The following is a 24,512-nucleotide window of genomic DNA, read 5'->3' as shown; positions in this document are numbered from 1 at the left end:
CGCCGGTCCTGCCGGCATGGGACACTACGGCCATGGGCATCGAACAGTGGTGGACGAAGTTGCAGCCATCGACGCGGCAGTGGCTGATCAACAACAACGGCGATCAGGTTCCGGCTGCAATAGTGGCCGAGATTGCGGAGGCCGGCGGACCGGCCAGCGATGACTCCTGGTGGGCCAGCCAGGATGAAACCCCGGGGCACTGCTTCCCGGACGACGCCATCGACTGGGTCGAGGCCACCGCGAACGAGGAAGAGCCGCAATAACTACTGCTTCTTTGTCTTCTTTATGCTTCGGGATTTGGCCTGGACGGCACTGTTGCGGACCACAAGCGTGGGTGCGATGGGGGTGCGGTCCACGTCCCGCCCCTCCATCGCACCGAGAAGCACCTCCATGCTCATATGCGCCAGCGCCGTGAAATCCTGGCGCACGGTGGTGAGTGGAGGCAGGAAGTAATCGGAACCTTCAATATCGTCGAAACCCACCACGCTCACGTCGTCCGGGACCCGGACCCCGTTTTCGGCGAAAGCGCGGATCAGCCCGAGCGCCGTGTGGTCACTGGCGGCGAAGATGGCCTGGGGTATCTTTTCTTCCCGCACGAGTTTGAGGGCGGTTTCGTAGGCCCAGCGCGGGCTCCAGTCGCCCTCCGGGCATAGCCCCGGTGCAAGTCCGGCGTCGCGGAGCGCGGCCTCCCAGCCGCGTTTGCGCACCCGCCCGTCGAACCAGTCCATGGAGCCGGCGAAGTGGGCGATGTCCGTGTGGCCCAGGTCGATCAGGTGCTGGGTGGCCAGCCGTGCGCCAAGCTCCTGGTTTTCCGAGTACGTGAAGACGTTTGGCGTGGACGATGCTCCCGCGGCGATCATCTCCACGGGCACACGGCACGAGGCATTCCATACAGCTGCCGCCATGTCCACCACAGGTGCAATGACAATGATTCCACCCACCCCGGTATCGTCCAGGGTGTCGAGGGCGGCCTGGACTGACTCTTCGTACGGCTGTTCGACACTAATGACGGTTGTGGCGTAGCCCTTCGTGCGTGCAACGTTCTCGAGGGCCATCAGTGTTCCCACCGGGCCGAAACGCGGGGAACCATCGGAAAGTATGCCGATGGACGTGGACCGGCTGGTGACTAGTGCCGTTGCCGCCCTGTTCCTGCGGTACCCGATGTCCTTGATCACCTGCAGAACCCGTTGCCGCGTTGCCGCGCTCACGTCCGGTGCATCATTGAGGACCCGCGAAACCGTGCCGAAGGAAACGCCGGCCATGCTCGCCACATCATTGATGGTGGGCTTCCGGCGCAGCGGGCCATCCGCCAGCCTCTCGTTCGCCTTGTGGGGAACCGCTATGCCTGCCACTTGCTCTCCTTCTTGCACCGCACGGACACACCCCGGCTCCGTGCCTTATCGATCTTACGTCGGCCAGGCCATCGCAGCCGCTTAAAACAGCTCCCAAAGTGATCCTTGACACAAATCTCCGTAAACGTTTACGATGATTGCCGTAAACGTTTACGGAAAAACCGTAAACGCTTACGGAGCAAGTATTTCAACGAGGAAAGGAGCGGGATGCCCGGCCCCATCGTCTACGCACTCGCGCTCGATCCGAACGCAGCGCTCCGGGACGTCGACCGCACCCAGTGGGCAAACCTGGAAGCACTGCTGGGGGATACGGCGCCCGGCGATCTTGCAGCCGCCGTCCGCGCCTTCGTCTCCGCAGGCTCTTCGGCGGTCATTGGAATCTTCGATGACAATCTCCTCTGGGCCAGCCTGGTGGTCTCCGTTGACAACTCAGGCAAACCCTCGTCAGTGTCCACCATCCACGGCCCGGCCGCGGAAGCTCCCGGCGGCATGGCCAAGGCCGCCGGCGAGGCGGTCAAGTGGGTTCAGGCCCACCACGGACCGTGTTCCCTGGGCTTCTTCGTAGACAAGGTGCATGCAGAAGCGCTCCTGAGAGCCGCAGACAAGGCCGCTGCAATACGCTCAGCCTCGGCCTCCGGCGCACTCGTCCTGTCCCCGGTGCCACCGGCACTGGCCCTTGCCCTCGCCTGACCCGTTCCAGGCATCCACCCCTATCCATCCACCCAAGCACTGGAGAACAATGATGATCCGCAGGCTTCCCTTTGTGGCCCTCGCCGCAGCCCTGTCACTTTCCGTCGCTTCCTGCAGCAGTTCGACGTCGGGCGCCTCAAGCGTTCCCGACGCCGGCGTGTCCGAGAAGGCCCAGCAGGCCCTTGACGAGATCAAGGGACAGGTCCTCAGCAAAGGGCCCAACGGCGAGACGCCGTCCCCGGCGTCCGCAGCAGACCTTACGCCCGAAGACATTGAGAAGGTCAAGGCGCTCAACGCCACGGCCGCCATCGTGATGCACTACGGCGGAAATGACTGGGCCACGGCCCAGGTCAACGGCCTGAAGAGCGAATTCGAACAGCTCGGCATCAAGGTCATCGCCACAACCGATGCGAATTTCAAGCCGGACAAGCAGGTTTCGGATATCGAGACTGTCATGACGCAGGAGCCTGACATCATCGTTTCCATCCCCACGGACCCCATCGCCACGGCATCCGCATACAAGAAGGCCGCGGAGGCCGGCACCAAGCTCGTCTTCATGGACAACATCCCCCAGGGACTGACCGCCGGCCAGGACTACGTCTCCGTTGTTTCTGCCGACAACTACGGCAACGGCGTTGTCTCAGCCCACCAGATGGCCAAAGCACTGGGTGGCAAGGGGAAGATCGGGCTCGTGTTCCACCAGGCCGACTTCTTCGTGACCAAGCAGCGCTATGACGGCTTCAAGGAAACCATCACCAAGGAATACCCGGACATCCAGGTGGTCGAAGAAAAGGGGATTGCCGGCCCTGACTTCGCTGGGGATGCCCAGGCCGCTGCCAACGCCATGCTGAGCAAGTACCCTGACCTGTCCGGCATCTGGGCGGTGTGGGATGTTCCTGCAGAAGGCGTCATGGCCGCTGCACGGGCCGCGGGCCGGCAGGACCTGAAGATCGCCACGGAGGACCTGGGCAAGAACGTCGCCATTGCGCTGGCCAAGGACGAACTCGTAGTCGGCCTCGGCGCCCAGGTTCCGTTCGACCAGGGTGTCACGGAAGCCCGGCTGGGCGCAGGGGCCCTCATCGGCAAGGAAGCGCCCGCCTACGTGGCCCTGAGTGCCCTCCCGGTTGACCACTCCAACGTCCTGGAGGCCTGGAAGCAGGTTTACCACGAGGACGCCCCGAAGGACATCCAGGACTCCTACAAGAAGTAGCCAAAAACCGGCGGTGCGGGGTGTCCACCCCGCACCGCACCGAAAGGGCAACGATGAACACCGCAGACAATGTCGTCGAGATGCGCTCGATTTCCAAGGGCTTCAACGGCGTTCCCGTCCTGAAGGACGTCAGCTTCGACGTCCGCAAGGGCGAGGTCCACGCACTGGCGGGCGGCAACGGCGCCGGGAAGTCCACGCTCATGAAGATTCTCCAGGGCGTCTACCAGGCAGATGCCGGGGAGATCCTCATTGGAGGCAAGCCGGCCGTGATCAATACGATCCAGGACGCGAAGGCCGCCGGGATCGGCATGGTCTTCCAGGAATTCAGCCTGGTGCCGAGCCTGACCGTTGCACAGAACATCTTCCTGGCCGCGGAACCGCTCGGTCCCGGACGGCTCATCGACGACCGTGCGGCGGTGCGCCGGGCCAGGGAAGTTTTCGCAGAGATGGAGGTCGACGTCGATCCCCGCGCCCAGGTCTCCCGGCTCGGTACTGCCTACTGGCAGCTGACCGAGATCGCCAAGGCACTCGCACAGAACGCGCAGGTGCTGATCATGGACGAACCCACTGCCAGCCTGGCCCGGCACGAGTCCGAAGCGCTCTTCGAACTGATTGACCGCCTCAAGCAGCGTGGCATTTCAATCATCTACATCTCCCACCGCATGGATGAGGTGTACAGGCTCGCGGACAGGATCACCATCCTCCGCGACGGCCGCCACCTGCTCACCGCGCCGCTGACGGACGTCACCCCCGAGCAGATCGTGGAAGGCATCGTGGGCAAGAAGATCGAGGGCCAGCTTTCCTACCGTGCGCGTGACCATGAGGAACACACCGGGGCGCCGCTGCTGGAAGTCCGCGGCCTCAACGCGGGGCCGCGGGTCCGGGATATTTCTTTCGCGCTCCGGCCCGGCGAGATCCTGGGCCTGGCGGGACTGATGGGCAGCGGACGCACTGAACTCGCCCGTGCGCTCTTCGGCATTGACAAGGTGGACAGCGGCGAAGTCCTCCTGCGCGGCAAAAAGGTCACCCTTGCCTCGCCGCAGCAGGCCATCAACGCCGGCGTCGCCCTCATCCCGGAGGACCGCAGGGCCCAGGGCCTCGTCCTGGACCACTCCGTCCGGGACAACCTGCTGCTTCCCCTCCTGGGCCAGATCCAGCGGGGACCGCTCCTGGACGGTGCCAAGGGCAAGGAATTGTCCTCGTCCTTGATCAAGAAGTTCGCGGTGAAGGTTGCGCACCCCCACCGCCCGGTGCGTCTCCTCTCCGGCGGCAACCAGCAAAAGGTGGTCATCGCCAAGTGGCTGGGCACCGATCCGGACATCCTGATCCTGGACGAGCCAACGGCCGGCGTCGACATCGGTACCAAGAGCGAAATCCTGGACATGATCCGTGCGCTCGCCGGCGCAGGCAAGGCCGTCATCGTCATCTCCTCCGAGTACCCCGAACTACTCGCGGTCAGCGACCGCGTCCTCGTCCTCAAGGACGGCTCCATCATCCGTGATATTCCCCGCAGCGAGATCGCTGACGAGGAATATCTCCAACTCGCAGTGCAGGGAGTCTGAAAGTGAGCAAGGCAAACACCATCGCGCCGCGGGACACCGCGGCCCCCCGCAATATCAGCACCATCCTCAAGGACCTCGACTGGCGGCGCTACGTCATCTACATCGGCTTCGTCGTCGTCTTCCTCTTCTTCGCCGTTCTGCTCCGAGACCAGGGCTTCCTGTCGCCGAACAACCTGCTGAACATCTTCCGGCAGACCGCCACCATCACCGTCATCGCCGTCGGCATGACCTACGTGATCGCGTGTGCGGAGATCGACCTCAGCGTCGGATCCGTGGCCGGCCTCTCCAGTGTGTGCACGGCAATGGCCCTGTCCCAGTTTGGCCTGATCCCCGGCATCCTGGCCGGGCTCGCCGTCGGACTGGTGGTCGGGTCCATCAACGGTGCCCTGGTCAGCCTCCTTGGCATCCCGTCCTTCCTGGTGACACTCGGCATGCTGGGGATAGCCGTGGGCGTTGCCCAATGGATCACCGCATCGGCGCCCCAGCCCATCCTGAACGACACGTTCAACACGCTGTTCGGATCCGGCAACTTTGGTCCAATACCTGGCCTGGTGGTCTGGAGCGCCATCTTCGTCGCCATCGGCGCCGTGGTGCTGAACCGCACCAAGTTCGGCCGCCAGGTCCTGGCCACGGGCGGCAACCGCAACGCCGCAGATTTCACCGGCATCAACACCAAGCGCATCAAATTCCAGGTGCTCCTCATCTCGGCCATGGCGGCAAGCGTCGCCGGCATGCTCTACGCCGGCCGCCTCCAGTCCGGACGGTTCCAGTGGGGCTCCGGAGACGAGCTTTCCGCCATCGCCGCCGTCATCCTGGGCGGAACCAGCCTCTTCGGCGGGTTCGGCTCCATCATCGGCACCCTCTTTGGCGCCCTGTTGATCGGCCTGATCAACAACGGACTCATCCTGGCCGGCCTCGACAGCAGCCAGCAGCAGGTGGTCCGCGGCGCAATCATCATCCTGGCCGTCGCACTGGCCCGGAAGAAGTAGCACCCATGTTCTCCAAAATCTCCTGTGGCACCTGAAAGGCACAAGCAATGAAACTTGGTTACTGTTCCATTACCTGGGGCGGCGTGGTGGGCCACCCCCAAGGTGTGACGAGCGTCAAGGACCTTTTCTACATGACCCACGGGTCCATGAAGGACGCCGTCCAGGACATCGCATCGGTGGGCTACGAGGGCGTTGAGATGTTTGATGGCAACCTCGCGGAATACGCGGATAAGCCGGAGGAGCTCAAGGAAATACTGGGCACCTCCGGAGTTGCCCTGACCAGTGTGTATACCGGCGCCAACTTCATCTATGCCGATATCCTCCCCGACGAACTGCACCGGATCCACCGGGCTGCCGAACTGGCCGCGGACTTCGGGGCGGAACGCCTGGTAGTCGGAGGGGGCGCCCGCCGTGCGGCCGGAACCACCGAAGAGGATTACCACCGCCTCGGCACGGCCCTGGACAGGGTCACGGACATCGCAGAAAGCTTCGGGCTCTCCGCCAGCTACCACCCGCACCTGACCACCATCGTGGAAAGCCCGGACGAGCTGGACAAGCTCATGCCGCTCACCCGGATCGGCTTCTGCCCCGACACCGCCCATCTTGCGGCCGGGGGAGCGGACCCGGCCGCGGTCATCCGGAAATACCCCGACAGGATCCGGCACGTCCACCTCAAGGACCTTCGGCGGGACCCGTTTGCGTTCCTGCCCCTGGGCCAGGGCGAACTCGACTTCCCGGACATCCTCGCCGCCATCCGGGAGAGCGGCTACGACAGCTGGCTCATGGTCGAGCTGGACGGCTACGACGGCGATCCCCGGGAAGCCGCCGAGATCAGCAAGAAGTACCTCGAGAAAATCCTCTGACTCCACCAGCCATCACGGGCCGCCACCGCAGGCGCTCCCACCGTTTTTCCGAAAGGAACCAGATTCACATGCAGAACCTCAATGTTGGCCTCATCGGAGGCGGCTTCATGGGCAAAGCCCATTCACTGGCCTACGCGGCCATGCCCATGTTCTTCTGGCCGGCACCGGCCCTTCCGGTCCGCAAGGTCATCGCCGAGGCCAACCCGGAGCTGGCCTCGGAGGCTGCCCGGCGCTTCGGCTTCGAGAACTCCACCTCGGACTGGCGCAGCATTATCGACGATCCGGACATCGACGTCGTGGATATCGCCACACCCAACCATCTCCACGCCGAAATCGCGATCGCCGCGGCCGAGGCGGGCAAGCACATCATCTGTGAAAAGCCGCTGGCACGCACAGGCGAGGAATCCAAGGCCATGTACGACGCGGTCAAGGATAAGAACCTCGTCCACATGGTGGCCTTCAACTACCGGCGCACTCCCGCGGTTGCACTGGCCAAGAAATACATTGAGGAAGGCGCCATTGGCCGGATCCTCAGCTTCCGCGGCACCTACCTGCAGGACTGGAGCGCCGACCCTAACTCCCCGTTGTCCTGGCGTTTCCAGAAATCGATCGCAGGCTCGGGCGCCCTGGGCGACATCGCCACGCACGTCATCGACATGGCCCGGTACCTCGTCGGCGAGTTCAGCGCCGTCAACGCCCTCCTGTCCACCTGGATTCCCGAGCGGCCCCTCCAAACCGGTGGTGCTGACGCGCTCGGCACTGTGAGAGGCGGGGAGGGCCCGCGTGGCGAAGTCGATGTGGACGATGAAGTGATGACGATGATCCGTTTCGCCAACGGCGCTGTGGGATCTGTAGAGGCAACACGCAATGCCCACGGGCGGAACAACTACATCACGTTCGAAATCCACGGAACTGAAGGCAGCATCGTCTTCAACTACGAGCGGCGCGACGAACTCCAGGTCTGCTTCGCGTCCGACCAGGCCGACCGCCGCGGATTCCGGACCGTTTACACGGGGCCCGCCCACCCCTACGGAGAAGGACTCTGGCCCATCCCTGCTCTCGGCATCGGATACGGCGAAACCAAGATCATCGAGGCCTACGACTTCTTCAAGGCCATCGCGGAAGGCGGCAGCGTGAGCCCGAGTTTTGCTGACGGTTATCAGGTAGCGCTCATCGACGACGCAATCGTTGAGTCCGCTGCCAAAGAATCGTGGGTCGAAGTTCCGCAGATCAACGCATGACCCAACGGGAGGGGGCGGCGATCCTGCCGCCCCTTCCGCGGGCACAAGAGCACCCGAGGACGAGAAATTGACGCACCAAACAGTGAGCCAGGGCGAAGCCCAGGTCTGGCTGCTGCCAGTGTTCACCGCAAAAGCAGGGCACGAAGCAGCGCTTCATGAAGCACTCGTTGGGCTGCAGTCCGCGAGCCGAAAAGACGCCGGATGCCTGGAATACACCGTCTTCTCTGACGACCAAAGGCCCGGTACGTTCGTCCTCTTTGAGGGATGGGCCCGCCACGAGGACCTCAAGGCCCACAACGAAGAAGACCATGTGAAGGAATTCGTGAAAGGGGTGCAGCCACTCCTTGCTGCACCGTTCTCCGTAACTCCCATCACGCCCCTTACCGGGCCCTAAACGAAACGGCCTCCGGCGAACCCCTGCCCCCGGGGTTCGGTGACCATTTCGGGACCAATGGCACGTCCCCGCCGCCGCGCGGTCCATCAATATGGAGAAGGCAAGATTGGAGGACACCCATGACTGTTTTAGTTGCTTATGCCAGCGCGATGGGTTCCACGCAGGAGATCGCCCAACATATAGCGGACCGCATGGCGTCCACGCTGGACGGCGTCGAGTGCCGGTCCGTGGACGAGGTCGAGTCGGTCTCCGGCTACGACGCCGTGGTGATTGGCAGCGCCGTCCACAATCAGTCGTGGTTGCCCGCGGCCGACCAGTTTTTCGCCCGGCATGCGCCCGAGCTGGCCAAGCGGCCCGTCTGGGCCTTCAACGTGGGGATGGCCGACGCACTGCCGAAGCCTTTCCGCAAAAAAGGGGCGGCACTGCAACAGGCACGCCTGGCAGGAGTGCTGCCCCAGGACGTTGCGCTTCGCGGCCACCGCATGTTCTCCGGCGTCTACAAGGCAGACCAGATGTCGTCAGCGCTGCGCTTCCTGTTCCGGCTCACCGGCGGCCGCTTCGGGGACTTCCGGGACTGGACCGCTATCGACGCTTGGACCGACGAGATCGCGGCCCAGCTGGCCACACCAGCGTCGCCTACCTCCCCAGGCAGCGCCACCGCTTGACGACGGTGGCCTGCGCGCCGCCGTCGTGCCCCTTAGGAGTGGCGACGTGCGCGCCCGCCTGAAACCGCTTTAGGAAACCTGCAGTCCGCCGTTGATGTCGTAGGTGGCCGCGGTGATGAAGCCGGCGTCCTCGCCCATGAGGAAGGCCATCAAAGCGGCCATGTCAGTCACTGTTCCCACGCGGCCCACCAGGATGTCCTTGGACATCTCCTTCTTCCGCTCATCGGTCAGGGTGCCGCCCATGATGTCCGTGTCCACGGGCCCCGGGGCGATGCAGTTGACGGTGATCCCGTGCTCGCCCATCTCGCGGGCCAGCGCCCGGGTGAAGCCGATGATGCCGGCCTTGGCGGAGCTGTAGGCGACCTTGGAGTAGGTGCCGCCGCCGCGCTGGGCGGAGATGGACGAGATGCTCACCACCCGGCCAAGCTTCCGGTCGATCATGCCGCCAAGCACGCGCTGGGTCACCAGAAAGGTGCCTGTCATGTTGATCGCGAAGACCCGCTCCCAGCCTTCCTTGGTTTCCTCCATGAAGGGCCGCGGTGAGCTGATGCCGGCGATGTTGGCCAGCGCCACGATGGGAGGCAGTTCCGCCTCCACGCGGCTGATGGCGGCATCGATGGACGCCTCGTCCGACACATCCGTCTGGAGGCCCAGCGACTGCACGCCGTGCTTGTCCGCAATTTCCTTGGCGGCCAGGGCGGCAGCCTCGCCGTCGATGTCCAGGATGGCGATGTTCCAGCCCTCGCGGGCCAGCCTGTCTGCCGTTGCGCGGCCAATGCCGCGCTCCGAGGCAGCGCCGGTCAGGACGGCCGTGCGTGCAGTGGGAAAAGCGGTGGTTTCGGTCATTCTGGTTCAACTCCTGTGTTGGATTCCTGGGCTTTGATGAAGCGTGCGTAGTCGTCGTAGGTCTGGTTGATGTGCTCGTCCATGGCCCTGCGGGCTGTTTCCGGTTCTCCCGTGGCAATCGCCGCCAGGACCAGCCGGTGGTGCTCCAGGGCATGGCGCTGGACTTCCGGGAACGCCGAGGTTTCCCGGCGGGTGGTGTAGAGCAGGTGGCCCAGCTGGCCCAGCAGCGCCGGGAGGAACGGGTTCGCCGATGCCTTGAACACCACGTTGTGGAAGGCGAGGTCCGCCAGCGTCACGGCGTCCAGGTCTGCGGCCTCGTGCGCTGTTTCCAGGTCCGCAATCGACTTCTCCATGGCGGCGAAGTGCTCCGGTGTGGCGTGCCGGGCGGCCAGTTCGGCTGCCCCGGTTTCCATGATGCGGCGGACCTCGAGGAGCTTCAGCGCTGCCTCGTCGATCCCGGTGCCGCGGGCGGCTGCGCGGAGGATGGCCTCCAGGCCCGTCCATTCCTCCGGCGGGTTGACGAAGGTTCCCAGGCCGCGCCGCACCGTGACGATGTTCTGGGCCTGCAGGGTCTTCAGGGCCTCGCGGACCGTCAGCCTGCTGACATCGGCGGACTTGGCCAGCTCCGCCTCCGCCGGCAGCGACGACTGGGGCGGGAGCTCGCCGGAGAGGATGCGTTCCAGGAGGTCGGCGAACACAGAGTCCGCCAGCGTTATGCGGCTCACCGGCATCCCTCCTCCGTTGGCTTGTCAGATGTCTTATGTCCCGATAGTGTGGCACCCGTCACTCGACGGAGTCAATTCCAAAAGGCACTGGCGTCCTTCGAGGAGAGCCGGGCAGCGCGCCCGGGCTCTTGTCCCCAAGGAGTACATCAACGTGGATATACAACTGCTACTTGCGCTGGTACTGGGCATCGCGACCATCGTCGTGCTCGTACTGCGCACCCGGCTCGACGCGTTCGTCGCGCTGCTCATCGCCGCCCTTGTGACCGGCCTCGTGGCCGGCCAAAGCCCCCTCGACATCGTCAAAGCCATCACCACAGGCTTCGGCAACACCCTTGCCTCGATCGGCATCGTGATCGGGCTCGGCGTGGCCATCGGCAAGATCCTTGAAGTCTCGGGCGCCGCCAACGCGCTGGCCCTGGCCTTCCTGCGGCTCTTCGGCAAGGGCCGGGAGCCCTGGGCCATGGGCACCGTGGGTGCCCTGGTGTCCATCCCGGTCTTCTGCGACTCCGGCTACGTGATCATGAACCCGCTGGCCCGCTCCATCGCACGGGTCAAGCGCGCCGGCTACGTAACCCTGGCCCTGGCACTGGGCGTCGGCATGACCCTGACGCACCACCTGGTCCCGCCGACCCCCGGACCCCTTGCCGTCACCGGCCTGCTGGGCGCGGACCTGGGCGCCGTCATCCTTACCGGCCTGGTGTTCACCGTCCTGCTCCTGCCGATTGCCGTGACCTACGCCAAGTGGATGGGACCCAAGCTCGAAAGCGCCGTTACCGAGGAAGTCCGCGAAGCCGTCTACGGCCGCGCCGCACTGGTGGGTGCTTCCGACGGATCCCACCACGGCAGCACGGGAACCATCACCGCCGACGACAGCCCTGCTCAGGACGAAGACCTGCCGGATGATCCCGAACTGGATCTGGGCACCCCGCCGGAGGGCGCCAAGCCGCACCGCGTCGGTGCATTCCTGGCCTCCCTGCCCCTCCTGGTCCCGCTGCTGCTGATCGTGTTGAACACGGTCACCGGCGCCATGGACCAGAACGCCCAGGGCGTTGTGGGCGGCAAGTACGAGCCGTCCGCCTGGGTTGTTCCCTTCGCCTTCATCGGCAACCCGGTGATCGCGCTGATCATCGGCGTCCTGCTGGCCGTCTACGTCCTGCTGCCGCGGTGGACCCCGCGCAGCCGGGTCCAGCACTGGTTTGCCGAGGCTGCCGCTTCGGCCGGCCTCATCCTGCTGATCACCGGTGCCGGCGGTGCCTTGGGACAGGTCCTCCGCAGCTCGGGCGTGGGTGACGCACTGGCCGAGGCCATCGCCGCCACGGCCCTGCCCGCCTTCCTGGTGCCGTTCCTGGTGGCCACCCTGGTCCGGCTGGCCCAGGGCTCGGGCACGGTGGCAATGATCACCGCCGCCTCCGTCACGGCCCCGCTGGTGGGCACGCTGGGCATCGACCCGCTGGTGGCAGCCATGGCCTGCACCGCCGGATCCATGATTCTGAGCTACTTCAACGACTCCTACTTCTGGGTGGTCACCCGGTTCACCGGGCTCGAAGGCACCGCGGCGCTCCGCGGCTGGTCCGGCATCACCACCGCCGTTTGGGCTGGCTCCATCCCGCTGCTGTTCATCCTGAACCTCATCCTGGGTTGAGCCGCTCCGCTGTAGGTCTCTGACCAAAGCGCCGTGAGGGCCTGGGTCCGGTTTCAAACCGGGCCCAGGCCCTTCCGTGTTGGGCCGCGAATCTCGCCGGCAACCCTGCCGCCGCCCCCCTGGCCGCGGAGGGCGGGGACAACCGCCGTCCCATCCACGGGCCCTTGGACTCTGGCCGCACGGAGGGCAGCCGGGCAAAGTGGAGCCACACGCTGGATAGCCAGGGAAAGAAGGCACCATGCCCCGCACATCTGTCCTCACCGGCGCTGCCTCGGGCATCGGGAAGGCAACGAAAGACCTGCTCGAGCAGCGGGGCGAACGCGTCATTGGGGTGGACATCCACGACGCCGAGGTGGTGGTGGATCTTTCCACCGCTGAAGGGCGCGCCGCCCTGGTCCAGGAGGCAGGCAGGATCAGCGGCGGATCCATCGATGCCGTCTACGCCGTCGCCGGCCTGGCCGTCCCGGCGCCCGCCACCGTGGCCGTGAACTTCTTCGGCACGGTGGCCACCCTTGAAGGCCTCCGGCCCCTTCTGGCGGGATCAGAGGCTCCACGGGCAGTCCTCGTTTCCTCAATGGCCGCCCTCCTGCCCAGCGACGGTGAGCTGGTTGCCCTGCTGACCGACGGGGATGAGTCAGCGGCCATGGCACGCGCCGAGGTCCTGGCCAGGGATCCGGCAACCACGGGACAACTGATCTACGCTTCGGCCAAGCTGGCGCTCTCCCGGTGGGTCCGCCGCGAGGCCGCCACAGCGGCGTGGGCCGGGGCCGGCATCCCGTTGAATGCCGCAGCGCCCGGCATCATCGCCACCCCGATGACAGCCGGCCTCATCGCCACCGCGGAAGCACGGGAGCAGTTGCTGCACGTGGTCCCGATGCCGCTGAACGGCATTGCCGAGCCCATCGTCGTCGCCCGCCTGCTGGCGTGGCTCAACAGCGAGGAGAACACGCACCTGTGCGGGCAGGTCATCTACGTCGACGGCGGCAGCGACGTCGTCCTGCGCGGCGACTCCGTTTGGTGACCGGGGCGCCCGGCGTCGGACCTAAGTCCCTGTTCCGGAGGGCAGCACCGGCGTAGCTTCAAAGTAGGCGCTCGAACCCAGCGTCTGCACCCGAGGGAGCATCATGACCAGGCCCAGGCTTTCGGTATTCAGCGTTCTCACCTTCAGCGCCCTGGTCATTCTCACAGGGTGCTTCGGCCTGCCGGCCCCGGCGCCCACGAGTACCTCCACCGCCCCAACAACGACGGCGGCACCCACCACCAGCGCGGCCGCACCAGCCACGACGGCGGGCCCCACCGCGGCGACCAGCGCGCCGGTGACCCCGCCCTCCACAGCCGGGGCACCGCCGTCGTCCGCTCCCGCAAGCCCGCCGCCTACGGAGGAACCTGCCCCGGGAGGGCTTCCGGAACAGGTGGCCCCGCTGACCATCTACTACGTGGCCGTTGACGACAACGGCGTCTCCGGTCCCTTGATCGGCTGCGGCGACAGCCTCGTGGCCACCACCACGGCGCCGGTCCGCTTCACTGACCAGGTGCGTCCCAGCATCGAGGCCCTGCTCGCGAACAAGAGCCGCGACGTCGGCCTCTCTGGGCTCGTGAACGTCCTGTACCAGTCAAACCTCACCTACACCGGCGGGGAGATGGCCGGCAGCACCATCACCATCTACCTCACCGGGCAGTTCATGCTGGGCGGCGTGTGCGACGTTCCACGTGCGAAGGCGCAGCTGGAATACACGGCCATGGCAGCGGCCGGGGCCACGAGCGCCCAGGTGTTCGTCAACGGCCGCCCCATCGACGAGGTACTGAGCCTCAAATAACGCATGCCTAGCAGCCAGCGGCGGGGCGGCCCGCAGAAATGCTCACCGCCCCGCCTCGTACTTCGGGAGAAGTTACCCGCGCGCCTGCAGGCCCGGCACGCCGTCCTGGATGGCAAAGGACGCCTTCGTCGAAACCGGTGCGCCCGGCGTCGTCACGTAGTCCAGCGTGCGGAAGTCCGCCGTCATGGCATCCCGCGTGATCTTGGTGTTCACGTAGCCGCGGTTGTCGTTGAAGAACTTCAGGTGCGGGTTCCACGCCATGACCGGGTCCGTGGTGGAACCGGTGCCGTTGCCGGTGGAGGTGATGGACGTGCACACCAGCTCCGAACCCACCACGGGCGAGGCCGGATCCTTGTAGTCCACCTTGAGGTCGTTGGCCCAGTTGCGGTGCACGTCGCCGGTGAGCACGACGGCGTTGCGCACCTTCGCATCCAGCCAGCCCTGGGTGATGCGGCGGCGGGAGGCGGTGTACCCGTCCCAGCCGTCCATGGAGACGTCGTCGATCTCCAGCGCCTGCGCCCGGTCCCGCTCGGCGAAGAACACCTGCTGGCCCAGGATGTCCCAGCGCTGGGTGGAGTTCCGGAACCCCTCCAGCAGCCACTTCTCCTGCTCCGCGCCGGTGATGGTCCGGTTCTCCGCGAGCCGTTCGGCCACGTTCTTCTTCCACCCGTCACCGGCCAGCTGGTCGTCGCGGTACTGCCGGGTGTCCATCATGTGGAAGTTGGCCAGCTGGCCCCACTGGATGGTGCGGTAGATCTTCATGTCGAACCCGGCCGGCACCGAGGACCTCCGCAGCGGCATGTTCTCGTAGTACGCCTGGAACGCGGCGGCGCGGCGCTGGCGGAACCGCTCGGTGGTGTCGTTGAGCTGGCCCGCGTCCCTGTTTTCCGGGATCTCGTCCGCCCAGTTGTTGTCCACCTCGTGGTCATCCCACACCACCAGCCAGGGCGCCACCGCGTGCGCTGCCTGCAGGTCGGCGTCGGACTTGTACTGCGCGTGCCGCTGCCGGTAGCCCTGCAGCGTGGTGGTCTCCGGGCCCTGGTGGTCGCGCGGGTTGCCGCCGCCGATCACGTAGCTGTCCTTCTTGTACTCGTACAGGTAGTCGCCCAGGTGCAGCACCAGGTCCGGCTGGTCCTCGGCCAGGCGCGTGTAGGCGGTGAAGTAGCCATGCTCGTACTGCGAGCAGCTGGCGAACGCCATGGCCAGCGCGGCAGGCGTCTCGTGCGGCGCGGGGCTGGTGAGCGTGCGCCCCACGGCGCTGAGGTGGCGGCCGCTGCGGAAGCGGTAGAAGTATTCGCGGCCGGGCTTGAGGCCCTGGAGCTCCACGTGGACGGAGTGGGCGGTTTCAATCCGGGCGTGTTCGACGCCGCGGGCTACTACGGTGCGCATGCTTGCGTCCTCAGCCACTTCCCAGGCCACGGGGACCGGGCGTGCGGGCATGCCGCCGAGGCCGTCCTCGGCCAGGGGGTCCAGCGCCAGGCGCGTCCAGATCACGAAGCCGTCCGGCCACGGCTCGCCCGACGCTATGCCGAGCATGAACGGGTCGGTGCGGAGGCCGGCGTCGTCTGCTGTTGACACGGCGACGGCGGCACCCGGCAGGGCGGCGACAAGCCCGGCACCCAAGCCGGCGGAAATGAGGGATCTGCGGGAGATGTTGTCCATGCGTCCGAACCTAGGGAGGCCGGTTGGACAGGTCTTGAGGGGAATGTAAATGGACAGTTAACTGCGTGACAAGAGATGTCTTTTTGGTCAGATTCCTTTTGCTGCGCCCAACAACTCCACTGAAGCCCCTATCCAGCCAGGGCTGCGGGGAGCAAAATGACGGGATGAAAAGACTTCTTACGGCCAGTTTCGCAGCGGCAGCGTTGGTGTTGGGCGGCCTCACACTGGCAGCCCCGGGCGCCGCGGCCGGCCCGTCCCATACAGCCGGGCAGATCATGGTCAAGTTCCGGGACCACGGCGCAGCGGCCGCGGTGCTGCGCGGGTACGGCCTCAGCGACGGACCAGAAATCGGCGGCACCGGCGCCCGCCTGATCAAGGTTCCGGCCGGGAAAGAACTCCAGCTCGTTGACGCCCTGGGCCGCAACCCGGCCGTCGAGTACGCCGAGCCGGACCAAATCGTCACTCCCGCTGCCGCCGACCAGTACATCGACCGCCAGTACGCACTGAACAACAGTGGCCAGTCCTTCACGAACACCGCCGGCACGCTGACTGTCGGCGGGGGCACAGCGGACGCGGACGTGGACGCCGTTGAAGCGTGGGGCGTCACCCAGGGCTATGGCATCCGGGTGGCCGTGCTCGACTCCGGAGTTGCCAGCGACAACCCGGACATCACACCGAAGGTTGTGGCACGGGGCAACTTCAGTGGTGCCAGCACCGGCGAGGACAACTACGGCCACGGCACACATGTGTCCGGTACCGTTGCCGCCTCCGAAGGCAACACCATCGGCGTTGCCGGGGTATGTCCGGGTTGCAGCATCCTGGACGGCAAAGTCCTCAACGACAGCGGCGTGGGTTCGAGCTCAGGCCTTGCGAACGGGATCAACTGGGCGGTCACTAACGGGGCGAAGGTGATCAACATGAGCCTCGGCGTCCGGGCATCACGCACTCTGGAGACTGCCGTCAACAACGCCTGGGCCAAGGGCGCCGTGCTGGTGGCCGCTGCGGGCAACGGCGGGAACCAGACCAAAATCTACCCGGCCGGATACACCAACGTCATCGCCGTCGCAGCCACCGACAACAAGGACGCCAAGGCCTCCTTCTCCACCTACGGGGCAAGCTGGGTGGACATCGCTGCCCCAGGCGTCAACGTCTACTCCACCTTCCCGAACCACAAGTTCTACCTGGGAACGCAAAACAACCGCTCGATGGGCTACGACGTGGGCAACGGCACCTCGATGTCCGCGCCAATTGTTGCGGCCACGGCAGCCCTCGCCTGGAGCGTCAACCCAGAATTGGACAATCAGGCCATCCGGGAAAAGGTCCAATCAAGCGCCGACAACATCCCCGGCACCGGCACCTACTGGGCCAAGGGCCGTGTCAATGCGAACAATGCGGTCCAACCGCCGCCGCCTGCAGGCTGAAAGCTATAACCCCGTTGCCCGTCCGCGGCGGAGGTTTCTCACGTGGAGGTAGGCCATCAGTGCCAGCAGGGGAGTGTGGATGGCCGGCAGGTTGTGCGCGAACCACCTGGGCAGGTAGATGTCCGTGACGGAGCCGGACTCGGCGCCGTACCGCTTGGCCAGGCCTGTGAGGGGGCAGCGGAACCCGTTTCCGGCGAACACCAGGGTTTCGGTGGCAACCACTGCTGCAGCTACGCCCGCACGTTTGTCGGTGCGTCCGGCCAGGCCGGTGATGAGCAGGTAAACAACGCACGACTCAATCGACAGCCACGCCAGCGTGTGGACTGACTTGATAGCGACGACGGCAGCATGGTTGGGCTTTGTCCCGTTGCCGGCAGCCTCACGTTGCCGCAGCCGGGGGTTCCGCCGGGGTGTCCTGCTCACCCCTGCAACTTCCCATGCGATGCCCCCGGTGCAGAAGTGCCATTAGTCCCGCCGGACGTCCAGGCCATCCACGCGAATGGCCCCGGCCGCAGCGGGAAGCTGCGGCCGGGGCCATTGTGGTTCTGGTGCGGCGGGGGCGCCGCCGCGGATCACCTTTAGGCGCGGGCCTTGTGTCCCTTGGTGAGGACCAGTGCCAGGGCCACCATGCCAATGCCCAGCACCAGGTGCAGGATGTTGTCAAAGCTGTTCAGCGGCACGAAGTTGCCGGCCGAGTCCTGGGGAACCACCAGGCCGTAGACGAACAGCACCAGGTAGATGGCGCCGCCGTAGAGAAGGTAGGAGCGGGCGCCGCCGGCCGTCTTTGCCAGGGCGATGCCGGCCACGCCGAACAGCAGGTGGACGATATTGTGCAGGGCCGAGACCTGGAACAGGCCCAGCAGCAGGGCCTCGGAGTGGTGGCCGGCAAAGTGCAGCTGGTCGAAGTTGGCCGTGATCCCGGGAACGAAGCCCAGGATGCCGACCAGCAGGAACACGGCGCCGACTGCCAGTGATGCCTTTTGGACGTTGGTGCGGGTAGCCATCCCGGTGCTGGTGTGTGTTGCCACAATAGTCTCCTCATACGATATGCGTTTATGGATTAGCCGGTTTATATTCCTGCTAACCCAAGGGGTTATGCCTGCTATTCGCGGCGTTATCGCACGTCGGATGGGTTTAGTGACAAAAGAATTTGCTAAGCGAGTTTCGCATCCGCCGCTGCGGCTCCGGCACTGAATGACAAATACCGTGCATCGCGCAGGCCCACCAGTTTCCCCAGCGCCTCCACCGCCGGCATGTCCGACGAGCCCATGTCCGTGGACAGCCACCGCATAAGGAGAGCGGGGTCCGTACTGGCACGAACGGCTGCCCGCAGTGCCAGGTCCAGCCGGTCCCGCAGGAGCTGTATGGCCATGTTTCCGGAGCGGCTGAGCAGGGGAGCGCGGTAGGCTTCCAGCGCCGCAGCCGCTTTGCCCTCGCGCAGCAGCCGCAGCACCTGGCCCGCGTCCGACCGCCCGGCGAGCCCCTCACCCAGCCGGTAAGGGTTGGATGCAATGGCATCGCCCAGCAGAGACCGGACCCGGAACATCTCGGTGCGGATGGATGCCGCAATGCCCGCGTCACCGTGGAGCTCATAGGCCAGTTCCTCGGCACTCCAGCCCTGGCTCCTCGAATCCAGCAGCGCCAGGATCTCCGCCCGGCGCAGCGTCAGCGGCACGCGGCTGCCGTCCCGGAAGAACGCGGCCGGCTGGTCGCCGAGCAGCTCAAGCGACGCAACTGCAGCCGCCGGCCGTGCAGCCGATCCGGTCCGGGAGGACTGCCGGGAAACAGGAACGGGGGAAGGGGCACCCAGGGGCGTGCCGGCGTCGGACATTCTCAGGAGCGCCTCCGCCATGCTCACGGCGCACCGCACCATGCGCAGTGTGTCCGCGGTGAGGGACTCCAGCGGCCCTGAAACGTCCAGCACGCCCAGCAACGCACCCGTCAAAGGATCCCTGATGGGTGCTGCGGTGCAGGCCCATTCGTGGTGGGTGCGGACCAGGTGCTCGGCGGAGAACAGCTGCACCGGGCGGCCGGTGACGAGCGCCTCGCTGATGGCGTTGGTGCCGATTCCGGCCTCGGACCAGTCCGCGCCCTCGGAGAACTCCAGCCGGTCCGCCCGCCGGAGCACCTGGGCACTGCCCACCCGCCACAGGATCTCGCCGCCGGCGTCCGTCAGCACCAGCAGGTGCCGCCCGTCGCTGGAGTCGTCCGCCAGCAGCTCGCTGAGCGCGGGCATGACCTGCTGCAGCCGGTGCGCCCGCCGCAGTTCCAGCACCTCGGACGCCTCGTGCAGGTGGCGTGGGCTGTGCTGGTCGGGACTGATGCCCAGCGCCATGGAGCGGCGCCAGGAGCTGGCCAGCCCTTCCGGGATTTCGGGCCGCGGAACGCCGGAGATCACCTGTTCATGGGCGCGGCGCAGCAGCCGCGAATACGCCGCCGGGTCCGAGAACTTCAGGCCGTGGTCCATGGCTCCCTCCCACCGCCGTCGCCCTCGTCCGGCGGTGCTGAATGCAACGCTGCTGTAACCCCCACTGCGTTTCACTGGAGTGACGCAGCTCACGCCCGCCCAGCATACCGCAGGGGGAAGGACGGAAACGGGGCCCACCAAACACGGACCATCACACAAAGGAGTGGACATGACCGAATCACCAACGGCCGCCGCGCAGGCCTGGCTCAAACGCCTGGATGACGCGCTGCAGCACCGCGACGTGGACGCGGCGCTGGAGCTTTTCGGGGATGACGGCTACTGGCGGGACTTCGTGGCCTTCACCTGGAACCTCAAGACGCTCGAAGGCAAGGCGGATATCCGCCGGATGCTGGAGGCCACGCTGGACCGGGTGCAGCCTGCCAACTGGGCCCTGGCCGAGGACGCCACCGGCAGCACCGCCGCCGGCGGAACAGTGGAAGCCTGGATCACTTTCGAAACCGGTGCTGCCCGGGGCTACGGCCACCTCCGGCTGCGGGACGGCAAGTGCTGGACGCTGCTCACCACCATGCAGGAACTCAAGGGCTTCGAAGAGAAGAAGGGCCCCCGCCGCGACCAGGGCGTGGCGCACGAGATCGTCCGGGGACGCCGGTCCTGGCTGGAGCTGAAGGAAGAGCAGGAAGCGAAGCTCGGCTATGAGGAGCAGCCGTACTGCGTGATCATCGGCGGCGGGCAGGGCGGCATCGGCCTCGCGGCGCGGCTGCGGCGGCTGGGCGTGCCCACCATCATCATCGAAAAGAACCAGAAGCCGGGGGACTCCTGGCGGAACCGCTACAAGTCCCTGCACCTGCACGATCCCGTCTGGTACGACCACCTGCCCTACCTGCAGTTCCCGGACGACTGGCCCGTCTTCGCCGCCAAGGACAAGATCGGCGACTGGCTGGAGCACTACACCCGCATCATGGAGCTGAACTACTGGTCCGGCACCGAGTGCGTGGGGGCAAAGTTCGACGACGGCACGCAGGAATGGACGGTCAGCGTCCTTCGCAACGGCGAACCTGTGACCCTCCGGCCCAAGCAGCTGGTGTTCGCCCTTGGCGTCTCCGGCTACCCCAACATCCCCACGTTCGACGGCGCCGAAAGCTTCCTGGGGGAGCAGCGGCACTCCTCGCAGCACCCCGGCGGCGGGGACTGGACCGGCAAGAAGGCCGTGGTGATCGGCTCCAACAACTCGGCGCACGATATCTGCGCGGACCTCTGGGAGCACGGCGCCGACGTGACCATGGTGCAGCGGTCCTCCACGCACATCGCCCGGAGCGAATCCCTGATGGACCTTGCGCTGGGCGGGCTGTACTCGGAGAAGGCGCTGGCGAACGGGGTGACCACCGAGAAGGCCGACCTGCTGTTCGCCTCACTGCCCATGCGGATCCTGCCGGAGACCCAGGTGCCGGTGTACCAGCAGATGGCCGAGCGGGACGCGGAGTTCTACTCGCAACTGGAGGCCGCTGGCTTCGATTTGGACTTCGGCGTGGACGGCTCCGGGCTCTTCGTGAAGTACCTGCGGCGCGGCTCCGGCTATTACATTGACGTGGGCGCGTCCCAGCTGATCATCGACGGGCGGGTGAAGCTGAAGTCCGGGCAGGTCTCCAAGATCACCGGAAACGCCGTGGTCATGGCGGACGGCACGGAGCTGGAAGCGGACCTTATTGTCTACGCCACCGGTTACGGGTCCATGAACGGCTGGCTGGCGGACCTGGTCTCGACCGAAGTGGCGGACCAGGTGGGCAAGTGCTGGGGATACGGCTCAGACACGCCAAAAGACCCTGGTCCGTGGGAGGGGGAGCTGCGCAATATGTGGAAACCAACCAACGTCCCCAACCTCTGGATCCATGGCGGCAACCTGCACCAGAGCCGGCACTATTCCTCCTACCTGGCGCTCCAGCTCAAGGCCCGGATGGAAGGGCTGGAGACGCCGGTGTATGAACTGCAGCCCAGCCACCACACCCGCTGAGTTGGACCCGCTGAAAAAGGAAGGACCATCATGAAGGCAGCTCGATTCCACGCCCGCAAGGACATCCGCATCGAGGACATCCCGGAGCCGGAACTCCGGGCAGGGGCGGTGAAGATCGATGTCGCGTGGTGCGGCATCTGCGGCACCGACCTCCACGAATACCTGGAGGGTCCCATCTTCTGCCCGGCACCGGGACATCCGCACCCGCTCTCCCGCGAGGAATCCCCGGTGACCCTGGGGCACGAGTTCTCCGGGACGGTCTCTGACGTGGGCGAAGGGGTGACGGGCCTGGCCAAGGGTGACAACGTCGTCGTCGAACCGTACTTCGTGGACGGGACCTGCGACATGTGCCAGGCCGGCAGCTACCACCTGTGCCGGCAGATGGGCTTCATCGGCCTGTCCGGCGGCGGCGGAGGGCTGAGCGAGAAGATCGTGGTGGATGCGCGGTGGGTGCATCCCATCGGGGATATTCCACTGGATGAGGCGGCGCTGATCGAGCCGCTGTCCGTGGCCCACCACGCCGTTGCCCGCAGCGGCGTGAAGGCGGGGGACACGGCACTGGTGGGCGGTTCCGGCCCCATCGGCTTGCTCACCGCCGCTGTCCTCAAGGGCATGGGGGTGACCACGATCATCAGCGAACTCACCCAGGCCCGGAAAGAGAAGGCCACCTCCAGCGGCGTGGCGGACCACGTCCTGGATCCGAGCAAGGAGGACGTCCCCGAGAGGGTGCGGGAACTCACCGGCGGGACCGGCGCGGACGTCGCCTTCGAATGCGCCGGCGTGAACGCGGTGCTGGACACCATGCTCGACGCCGTCCGCCCAGGGGGAGTGGTGGTCAACGTGTCCATCTGGGGCGCTCCGGCCACGCTGGACATGCAGAAGCTGGTGCTCAAGGAGATCGACCTCCGCGGCACCATCGCCTACGTCCGCGACCACCCCGCCGTCATCAGGATGGTGCAGGAGGGCAAAGTGGACCTCAAGCCGTTCATCACCGGGAGGATTGCGCTCGATGACCTGGTGGAGCAGGGGTTCGACACCCTGATCAACCACAAGGACACGGCCGTCAAAATCCTCGTGCATCCATAGCTGGCCCGGGCGGGGAGGCGGGCGTGGCGGTCACGGCCGCCTCCCCGCCGGATCCCTAGGATTGCAGACCATGGCGTACACACCGGCAGGCAGCTTCACCACCCGGCCCACCCTCCAGGGCACGTTCGGCATGACGGCCTCCACCCACTGGCTGGGCACGGCCTCGGCGCAGGCGGTGCTGGAGCGCGGCGGAAACGCGTTCGACGCCGCAGCCGCCGGTGCGTTCGTCCTGCACGTGGTGGAACCCCACCTGAACGGTCCCGGCGGGGACATGACGGGCGTGTTCGTCACTGCAGGCAATCCTTCCGAGCCCGTTGTGCTGATGGGCCAGGGACCCGCCCCGGCCGCGGCTACCCGCGAGCACTACCTCGCCGAAGGACTGGAACTGGTGCCGGGCGCCGGTGCGCTCGCCGCCGCGGTGCCGGCCGCCGTCGACGCCTGGCTGCTGCTCCTCCGCGACCACGGCACCTGGGAGCTGACGGACGTGCTCTCCTTCGCCATCGGCTACGCCCGGAACGGTCACCCCGTCCTGGACCGCGTGGGCAGCACCATCGCCTCGGTTGCGGCGCTCTTCACAGAGCACTGGCCGACGTCGGCCGCCCTCTGGATGCCGGACGGCAAAGTTCCCGCAGGGGGTGACATCGTTAAGAACGTGGCGTACGCGGACGTGCTTGAGCGGCTCATCGCCGCCAGCGAAGGTGTGGCGGACGACGGCGGCACGCCTGCGCCGCGGTCAGCACGGATCGACGCCGCGCGGCGGGAGTGGCGCGTGGGTTTCGTAGCCAAGGCGGCGGTTGCGTTCCTTGCCACACCGCACCGCCACTCGTCCGGCACGGACCATGCCGGCGTGATGACGGAAGCGGACTTCGCGGGTTTCTCGGCCGGGTACGAGCCCGCCGCCACCCTGGAGTTCCGCGGCCACACCATCGCCAAAACCGGGCCCTGGGGGCAGGGGCCAGCCCTGCTCCAGACGCTCGCCATCCTGGACGGGTTCGACGACGAGTACCTGGATCCGTCCACCGCCCTCGGAGCGCACACCATCCTGGAGGCGCAGAAGCTGGCCATCGCGGACCGCGAGGCCTACTACGGCGATGCCGCGGTGCCGCTGGACTACCTGCTGAGCCCGGAGTACGCGGCGGAGCGCAGGCAGCTCATCGGGGAACAGGCCTCACACGCATTCCGGCCCGGCGGGGTTCCCGGCCACAAACCCTTCCTGCCGCCGCTGCGCACGGAGTACCTCCCGCCGTCGCTCGCTGCCCGCGGGGAAGATGCGTTTGCCGGAGTGGGGGAGCCGACGGTGCAGCCCAGCGGGGAAACCCGCGGCGACACCTGCCACATCGACGTGGTGGACCAGTGGGGAAACATGGTCTCAGCCACCCCGTCCGGCGGCTGGCTGCAGTCCTCCCCGGCCATCCCCGAACTTGGGTTCTGCCTGGGATCACGGCTGCAGATGACCTGGCTGGAGGACGGCGCCCCGTCCACCCTGGCCCCGGGCAAACGGCCCCGCACCACGCTGACGCCCACGCTGGTGCTCAGGGACGGCAAGGCGGTGGCGGCCCTCGGATCACCGGGCGGCGACCAGCAGGACCAGTGGCAGTTGCTGTACCTGCTCCGCACCATCGTGGGCGGCTATGAGCCGCAGCAGGCCATCGACGCGCCCGCCTTCCACACCACGTCCATCCCGGGCTCCTTCTGGCCCCGCACTTGGACGCCCGGCGGCGCGGTTGTGGAGGACAGGCTCGGGGGCAACGTCATCGCCGGACTCGAGGCGCGCGGCCACATTGTGACCCGGGCGGGGGACTGGTCCCTCGGGCGCCTGTCGGCTGTGGTCCGCGATCCGGAGACCGGCGTCCTGAAGGCTGCGGCCAACCCGCGGGGCGGACAGGGCTACGCGGCCGGGCGGTAAGTGTT

At 66.4% G+C, this 24,512-nt stretch carries 24 protein-coding genes; 16 read left to right on the top strand and 8 right to left on the bottom strand.

Going from position 1 to position 24,512, the window contains the following annotated elements; genetic code table 11:
- The first annotated feature begins 32 nt into the window (after window positions 1-32).
- The gene (locus WHH00_RS13675) at window positions 33-263 is read left to right on the top strand and encodes a hypothetical protein (protein ID WP_406633567.1); all 231 of its coding nucleotides are present in this window, start codon (window positions 33-35) and stop codon (window positions 261-263) included.
- Here the strand turns inward: WHH00_RS13675 and WHH00_RS13670 are convergent, their stop codons facing one another.
- On the bottom strand, window positions 264-1,352 hold the full coding sequence (locus WHH00_RS13670; protein ID WP_406633564.1) for a LacI family DNA-binding transcriptional regulator: 1,089 nt from the start codon (window positions 1,350-1,352) through the stop codon (window positions 264-266). It lies immediately after the preceding gene.
- Between the two features lie 207 nt (window positions 1,353-1,559).
- On the opposite strand from WHH00_RS13670, the gene WHH00_RS13665 reads away from it, so the two are divergent.
- The 8 genes from WHH00_RS13665 (at window position 1,560) to WHH00_RS13630 (ending at window position 8,966) form a co-directional block, all read left to right on the top strand.
- Window positions 1,560-2,042, top strand: a complete 483-nt coding sequence (locus tag WHH00_RS13665; protein WP_406633562.1) for a hypothetical protein — start codon at window positions 1,560-1,562, stop codon at window positions 2,040-2,042.
- A 49-nt stretch (window positions 2,043-2,091) separates the two neighbouring features.
- Window positions 2,092-3,252, top strand: coding sequence for a substrate-binding domain-containing protein (locus WHH00_RS13660; protein WP_406633560.1), 1,161 nt, complete (start codon window positions 2,092-2,094; stop codon window positions 3,250-3,252).
- A gap of 53 nt (window positions 3,253-3,305) precedes the next feature.
- On the top strand, window positions 3,306-4,814 hold the full coding sequence (locus WHH00_RS13655) for a sugar ABC transporter ATP-binding protein (RefSeq protein WP_406633558.1): 1,509 nt from the start codon (window positions 3,306-3,308) through the stop codon (window positions 4,812-4,814).
- Window positions 4,815-4,816: 2 nt separating this feature from the next.
- Complete coding sequence (locus WHH00_RS13650; protein ID WP_400634211.1) at window positions 4,817-5,803, top strand: ABC transporter permease; 987 nt, start codon at window positions 4,817-4,819, stop codon at window positions 5,801-5,803.
- A 47-nt stretch (window positions 5,804-5,850) separates the two neighbouring features.
- Window positions 5,851-6,666 (top strand): sugar phosphate isomerase/epimerase family protein, encoded by an 816-nt coding sequence (locus WHH00_RS13645; protein WP_406633555.1) that lies wholly within the window; start codon window positions 5,851-5,853, stop codon window positions 6,664-6,666.
- A 68-nt stretch (window positions 6,667-6,734) separates the two neighbouring features.
- The gene (locus tag WHH00_RS13640) at window positions 6,735-7,907 is read left to right on the top strand and encodes a Gfo/Idh/MocA family protein (protein WP_406633553.1); all 1,173 of its coding nucleotides are present in this window, start codon (window positions 6,735-6,737) and stop codon (window positions 7,905-7,907) included.
- A 67-nt stretch (window positions 7,908-7,974) separates the two neighbouring features.
- Window positions 7,975-8,301, top strand: a complete 327-nt coding sequence (locus tag WHH00_RS13635; RefSeq protein ID WP_406633550.1) for a putative quinol monooxygenase — start codon at window positions 7,975-7,977, stop codon at window positions 8,299-8,301.
- A gap of 119 nt (window positions 8,302-8,420) precedes the next feature.
- Window positions 8,421-8,966, top strand: a complete 546-nt coding sequence (locus WHH00_RS13630; RefSeq protein WP_406633548.1) for a flavodoxin domain-containing protein — start codon at window positions 8,421-8,423, stop codon at window positions 8,964-8,966.
- A 69-nt stretch (window positions 8,967-9,035) separates the two neighbouring features.
- Here the strand turns inward: WHH00_RS13630 and WHH00_RS13625 are convergent, their stop codons facing one another.
- The gene (locus WHH00_RS13625) at window positions 9,036-9,812 is read right to left on the bottom strand and encodes an SDR family NAD(P)-dependent oxidoreductase (protein ID WP_406633546.1); all 777 of its coding nucleotides are present in this window, start codon (window positions 9,810-9,812) and stop codon (window positions 9,036-9,038) included.
- Window positions 9,809-10,543 (bottom strand): FadR/GntR family transcriptional regulator, encoded by a 735-nt coding sequence (locus tag WHH00_RS13620; protein WP_406633544.1) that lies wholly within the window; start codon window positions 10,541-10,543, stop codon window positions 9,809-9,811. Before WHH00_RS13620 ends, WHH00_RS13625 begins: the two co-directional genes overlap by 4 nt.
- 145 nt (window positions 10,544-10,688) lie before the next feature.
- Here WHH00_RS13620 and WHH00_RS13615 point away from each other — a divergent pair, with 145 nt between their 5' ends.
- Both WHH00_RS13615 and WHH00_RS13610 read left to right on the top strand, forming a co-directional pair.
- On the top strand, window positions 10,689-12,179 hold the full coding sequence (locus tag WHH00_RS13615) for a GntP family permease (protein WP_406633542.1): 1,491 nt from the start codon (window positions 10,689-10,691) through the stop codon (window positions 12,177-12,179).
- A 238-nt stretch (window positions 12,180-12,417) separates the two neighbouring features.
- Window positions 12,418-13,200 carry an SDR family oxidoreductase gene (locus WHH00_RS13610; RefSeq protein WP_406633540.1) on the top strand — a complete coding sequence of 261 codons (783 nt, stop codon included), beginning with the start codon at window positions 12,418-12,420 and terminating at the stop codon, window positions 13,198-13,200.
- Window positions 13,201-13,221: 21 nt separating this feature from the next.
- Here WHH00_RS13610 and WHH00_RS13605 read toward each other — a convergent pair whose 3' ends face one another.
- Entirely contained in the window at window positions 13,222-13,608 is a 387-nt protein-coding gene (locus WHH00_RS13605; RefSeq protein ID WP_406633538.1) for a hypothetical protein, read from the bottom strand.
- On the opposite strand from WHH00_RS13605, the gene WHH00_RS13600 reads away from it, so the two are divergent.
- Complete coding sequence (locus WHH00_RS13600; protein WP_406633536.1) at window positions 13,592-13,996, top strand: hypothetical protein; 405 nt, start codon at window positions 13,592-13,594, stop codon at window positions 13,994-13,996. The two genes, WHH00_RS13605 and WHH00_RS13600, sit on opposite strands and share 17 nt — an antisense overlap.
- 72 nt (window positions 13,997-14,068) lie before the next feature.
- On the opposite strand, the gene WHH00_RS13595 is transcribed toward WHH00_RS13600, so the two are convergent.
- Window positions 14,069-15,658: an alkaline phosphatase D family protein gene (locus WHH00_RS13595; protein ID WP_406633534.1), complete on the bottom strand. Its 1,590-nt coding sequence runs from the start codon at window positions 15,656-15,658 to the stop codon at window positions 14,069-14,071.
- A gap of 164 nt (window positions 15,659-15,822) precedes the next feature.
- Here WHH00_RS13595 and WHH00_RS13590 point away from each other — a divergent pair, with 164 nt between their 5' ends.
- Window positions 15,823-17,079 (top strand): S8 family serine peptidase, encoded by a 1,257-nt coding sequence (locus tag WHH00_RS13590; RefSeq protein ID WP_406633532.1) that lies wholly within the window; start codon window positions 15,823-15,825, stop codon window positions 17,077-17,079.
- Between the two features lie 3 nt (window positions 17,080-17,082).
- On the opposite strand, the gene WHH00_RS13585 is transcribed toward WHH00_RS13590, so the two are convergent.
- From WHH00_RS13585 to WHH00_RS13575, 3 genes are all read right to left on the bottom strand, one after another.
- Window positions 17,083-17,502, bottom strand: coding sequence for a hypothetical protein (locus WHH00_RS13585; protein ID WP_406633530.1), 420 nt, complete (start codon window positions 17,500-17,502; stop codon window positions 17,083-17,085).
- Between the two features lie 155 nt (window positions 17,503-17,657).
- Window positions 17,658-18,107 (bottom strand): DUF4383 domain-containing protein, encoded by a 450-nt coding sequence (locus tag WHH00_RS13580; RefSeq protein WP_231454480.1) that lies wholly within the window; start codon window positions 18,105-18,107, stop codon window positions 17,658-17,660.
- Between the two features lie 125 nt (window positions 18,108-18,232).
- Window positions 18,233-19,546, bottom strand: coding sequence for a GAF domain-containing protein (locus WHH00_RS13575; protein WP_406633528.1), 1,314 nt, complete (start codon window positions 19,544-19,546; stop codon window positions 18,233-18,235).
- A gap of 169 nt (window positions 19,547-19,715) precedes the next feature.
- On the opposite strand from WHH00_RS13575, the gene WHH00_RS13570 reads away from it, so the two are divergent.
- The 3 genes from WHH00_RS13570 to WHH00_RS13560 all read left to right on the top strand — a co-directional run bounded on the left by WHH00_RS13570 (window position 19,716) and on the right by WHH00_RS13560 (window position 24,507).
- A complete protein-coding gene (locus WHH00_RS13570) occupies window positions 19,716-21,515 on the top strand; it encodes an NAD(P)-binding domain-containing protein (RefSeq protein WP_406633526.1) in 1,800 nt (599 codons plus the stop codon).
- Window positions 21,516-21,545: 30 nt separating this feature from the next.
- The gene (locus tag WHH00_RS13565; protein ID WP_406633524.1) at window positions 21,546-22,601 is read left to right on the top strand and encodes a 2,3-butanediol dehydrogenase; all 1,056 of its coding nucleotides are present in this window, start codon (window positions 21,546-21,548) and stop codon (window positions 22,599-22,601) included.
- A 70-nt stretch (window positions 22,602-22,671) separates the two neighbouring features.
- Window positions 22,672-24,507, top strand: coding sequence for a gamma-glutamyltransferase family protein (locus WHH00_RS13560; protein ID WP_406633522.1), 1,836 nt, complete (start codon window positions 22,672-22,674; stop codon window positions 24,505-24,507).
- Window positions 24,508-24,512 lie beyond the last annotated feature (5 nt).

It is taken from the genome of Pseudarthrobacter quantipunctorum (assembly GCF_045291495.1).
Taxonomy (GTDB): domain Bacteria; phylum Actinomycetota; class Actinomycetes; order Actinomycetales; family Micrococcaceae; genus Arthrobacter; species Arthrobacter quantipunctorum.
This window is presented reverse-complemented; position numbering and strand designations above follow the sequence as displayed.

Coding starts and splice junctions, on each gene's coding strand:
- WHH00_RS13675 (WP_406633567.1), top strand. CDS start 33: ATGGGCATCGAACAGTGGTGGACGAAGTTGCAGCCATCGACGCGGCAG.
- WHH00_RS13665 (WP_406633562.1), top strand. CDS start 1,560: ATGCCCGGCCCCATCGTCTACGCACTCGCGCTCGATCCGAACGCAGCG.
- WHH00_RS13660 (WP_406633560.1), top strand. CDS start 2,092: ATGATGATCCGCAGGCTTCCCTTTGTGGCCCTCGCCGCAGCCCTGTCA.
- WHH00_RS13655 (WP_406633558.1), top strand. CDS start 3,306: ATGAACACCGCAGACAATGTCGTCGAGATGCGCTCGATTTCCAAGGGC.
- WHH00_RS13645 (WP_406633555.1), top strand. CDS start 5,851: ATGAAACTTGGTTACTGTTCCATTACCTGGGGCGGCGTGGTGGGCCAC.
- WHH00_RS13640 (WP_406633553.1), top strand. CDS start 6,735: ATGCAGAACCTCAATGTTGGCCTCATCGGAGGCGGCTTCATGGGCAAA.
- WHH00_RS13630 (WP_406633548.1), top strand. CDS start 8,421: ATGACTGTTTTAGTTGCTTATGCCAGCGCGATGGGTTCCACGCAGGAG.
- WHH00_RS13625 (WP_406633546.1), bottom strand. CDS start 9,812: ATGACCGAAACCACCGCTTTTCCCACTGCACGCACGGCCGTCCTGACC.
- WHH00_RS13620 (WP_406633544.1), bottom strand. CDS start 10,543: ATGCCGGTGAGCCGCATAACGCTGGCGGACTCTGTGTTCGCCGACCTC.
- WHH00_RS13610 (WP_406633540.1), top strand. CDS start 12,418: ATGCCCCGCACATCTGTCCTCACCGGCGCTGCCTCGGGCATCGGGAAG.
- WHH00_RS13605 (WP_406633538.1), bottom strand. CDS start 13,608: ATGGTCAGCGGGGCCACCTGTTCCGGAAGCCCTCCCGGGGCAGGTTCC.
- WHH00_RS13595 (WP_406633534.1), bottom strand. CDS start 15,658: ATGGACAACATCTCCCGCAGATCCCTCATTTCCGCCGGCTTGGGTGCC.
- WHH00_RS13590 (WP_406633532.1), top strand. CDS start 15,823: ATGAAAAGACTTCTTACGGCCAGTTTCGCAGCGGCAGCGTTGGTGTTG.
- WHH00_RS13575 (WP_406633528.1), bottom strand. CDS start 19,546: ATGGACCACGGCCTGAAGTTCTCGGACCCGGCGGCGTATTCGCGGCTG.
- WHH00_RS13570 (WP_406633526.1), top strand. CDS start 19,716: ATGACCGAATCACCAACGGCCGCCGCGCAGGCCTGGCTCAAACGCCTG.
- WHH00_RS13565 (WP_406633524.1), top strand. CDS start 21,546: ATGAAGGCAGCTCGATTCCACGCCCGCAAGGACATCCGCATCGAGGAC.
- WHH00_RS13560 (WP_406633522.1), top strand. CDS start 22,672: ATGGCGTACACACCGGCAGGCAGCTTCACCACCCGGCCCACCCTCCAG.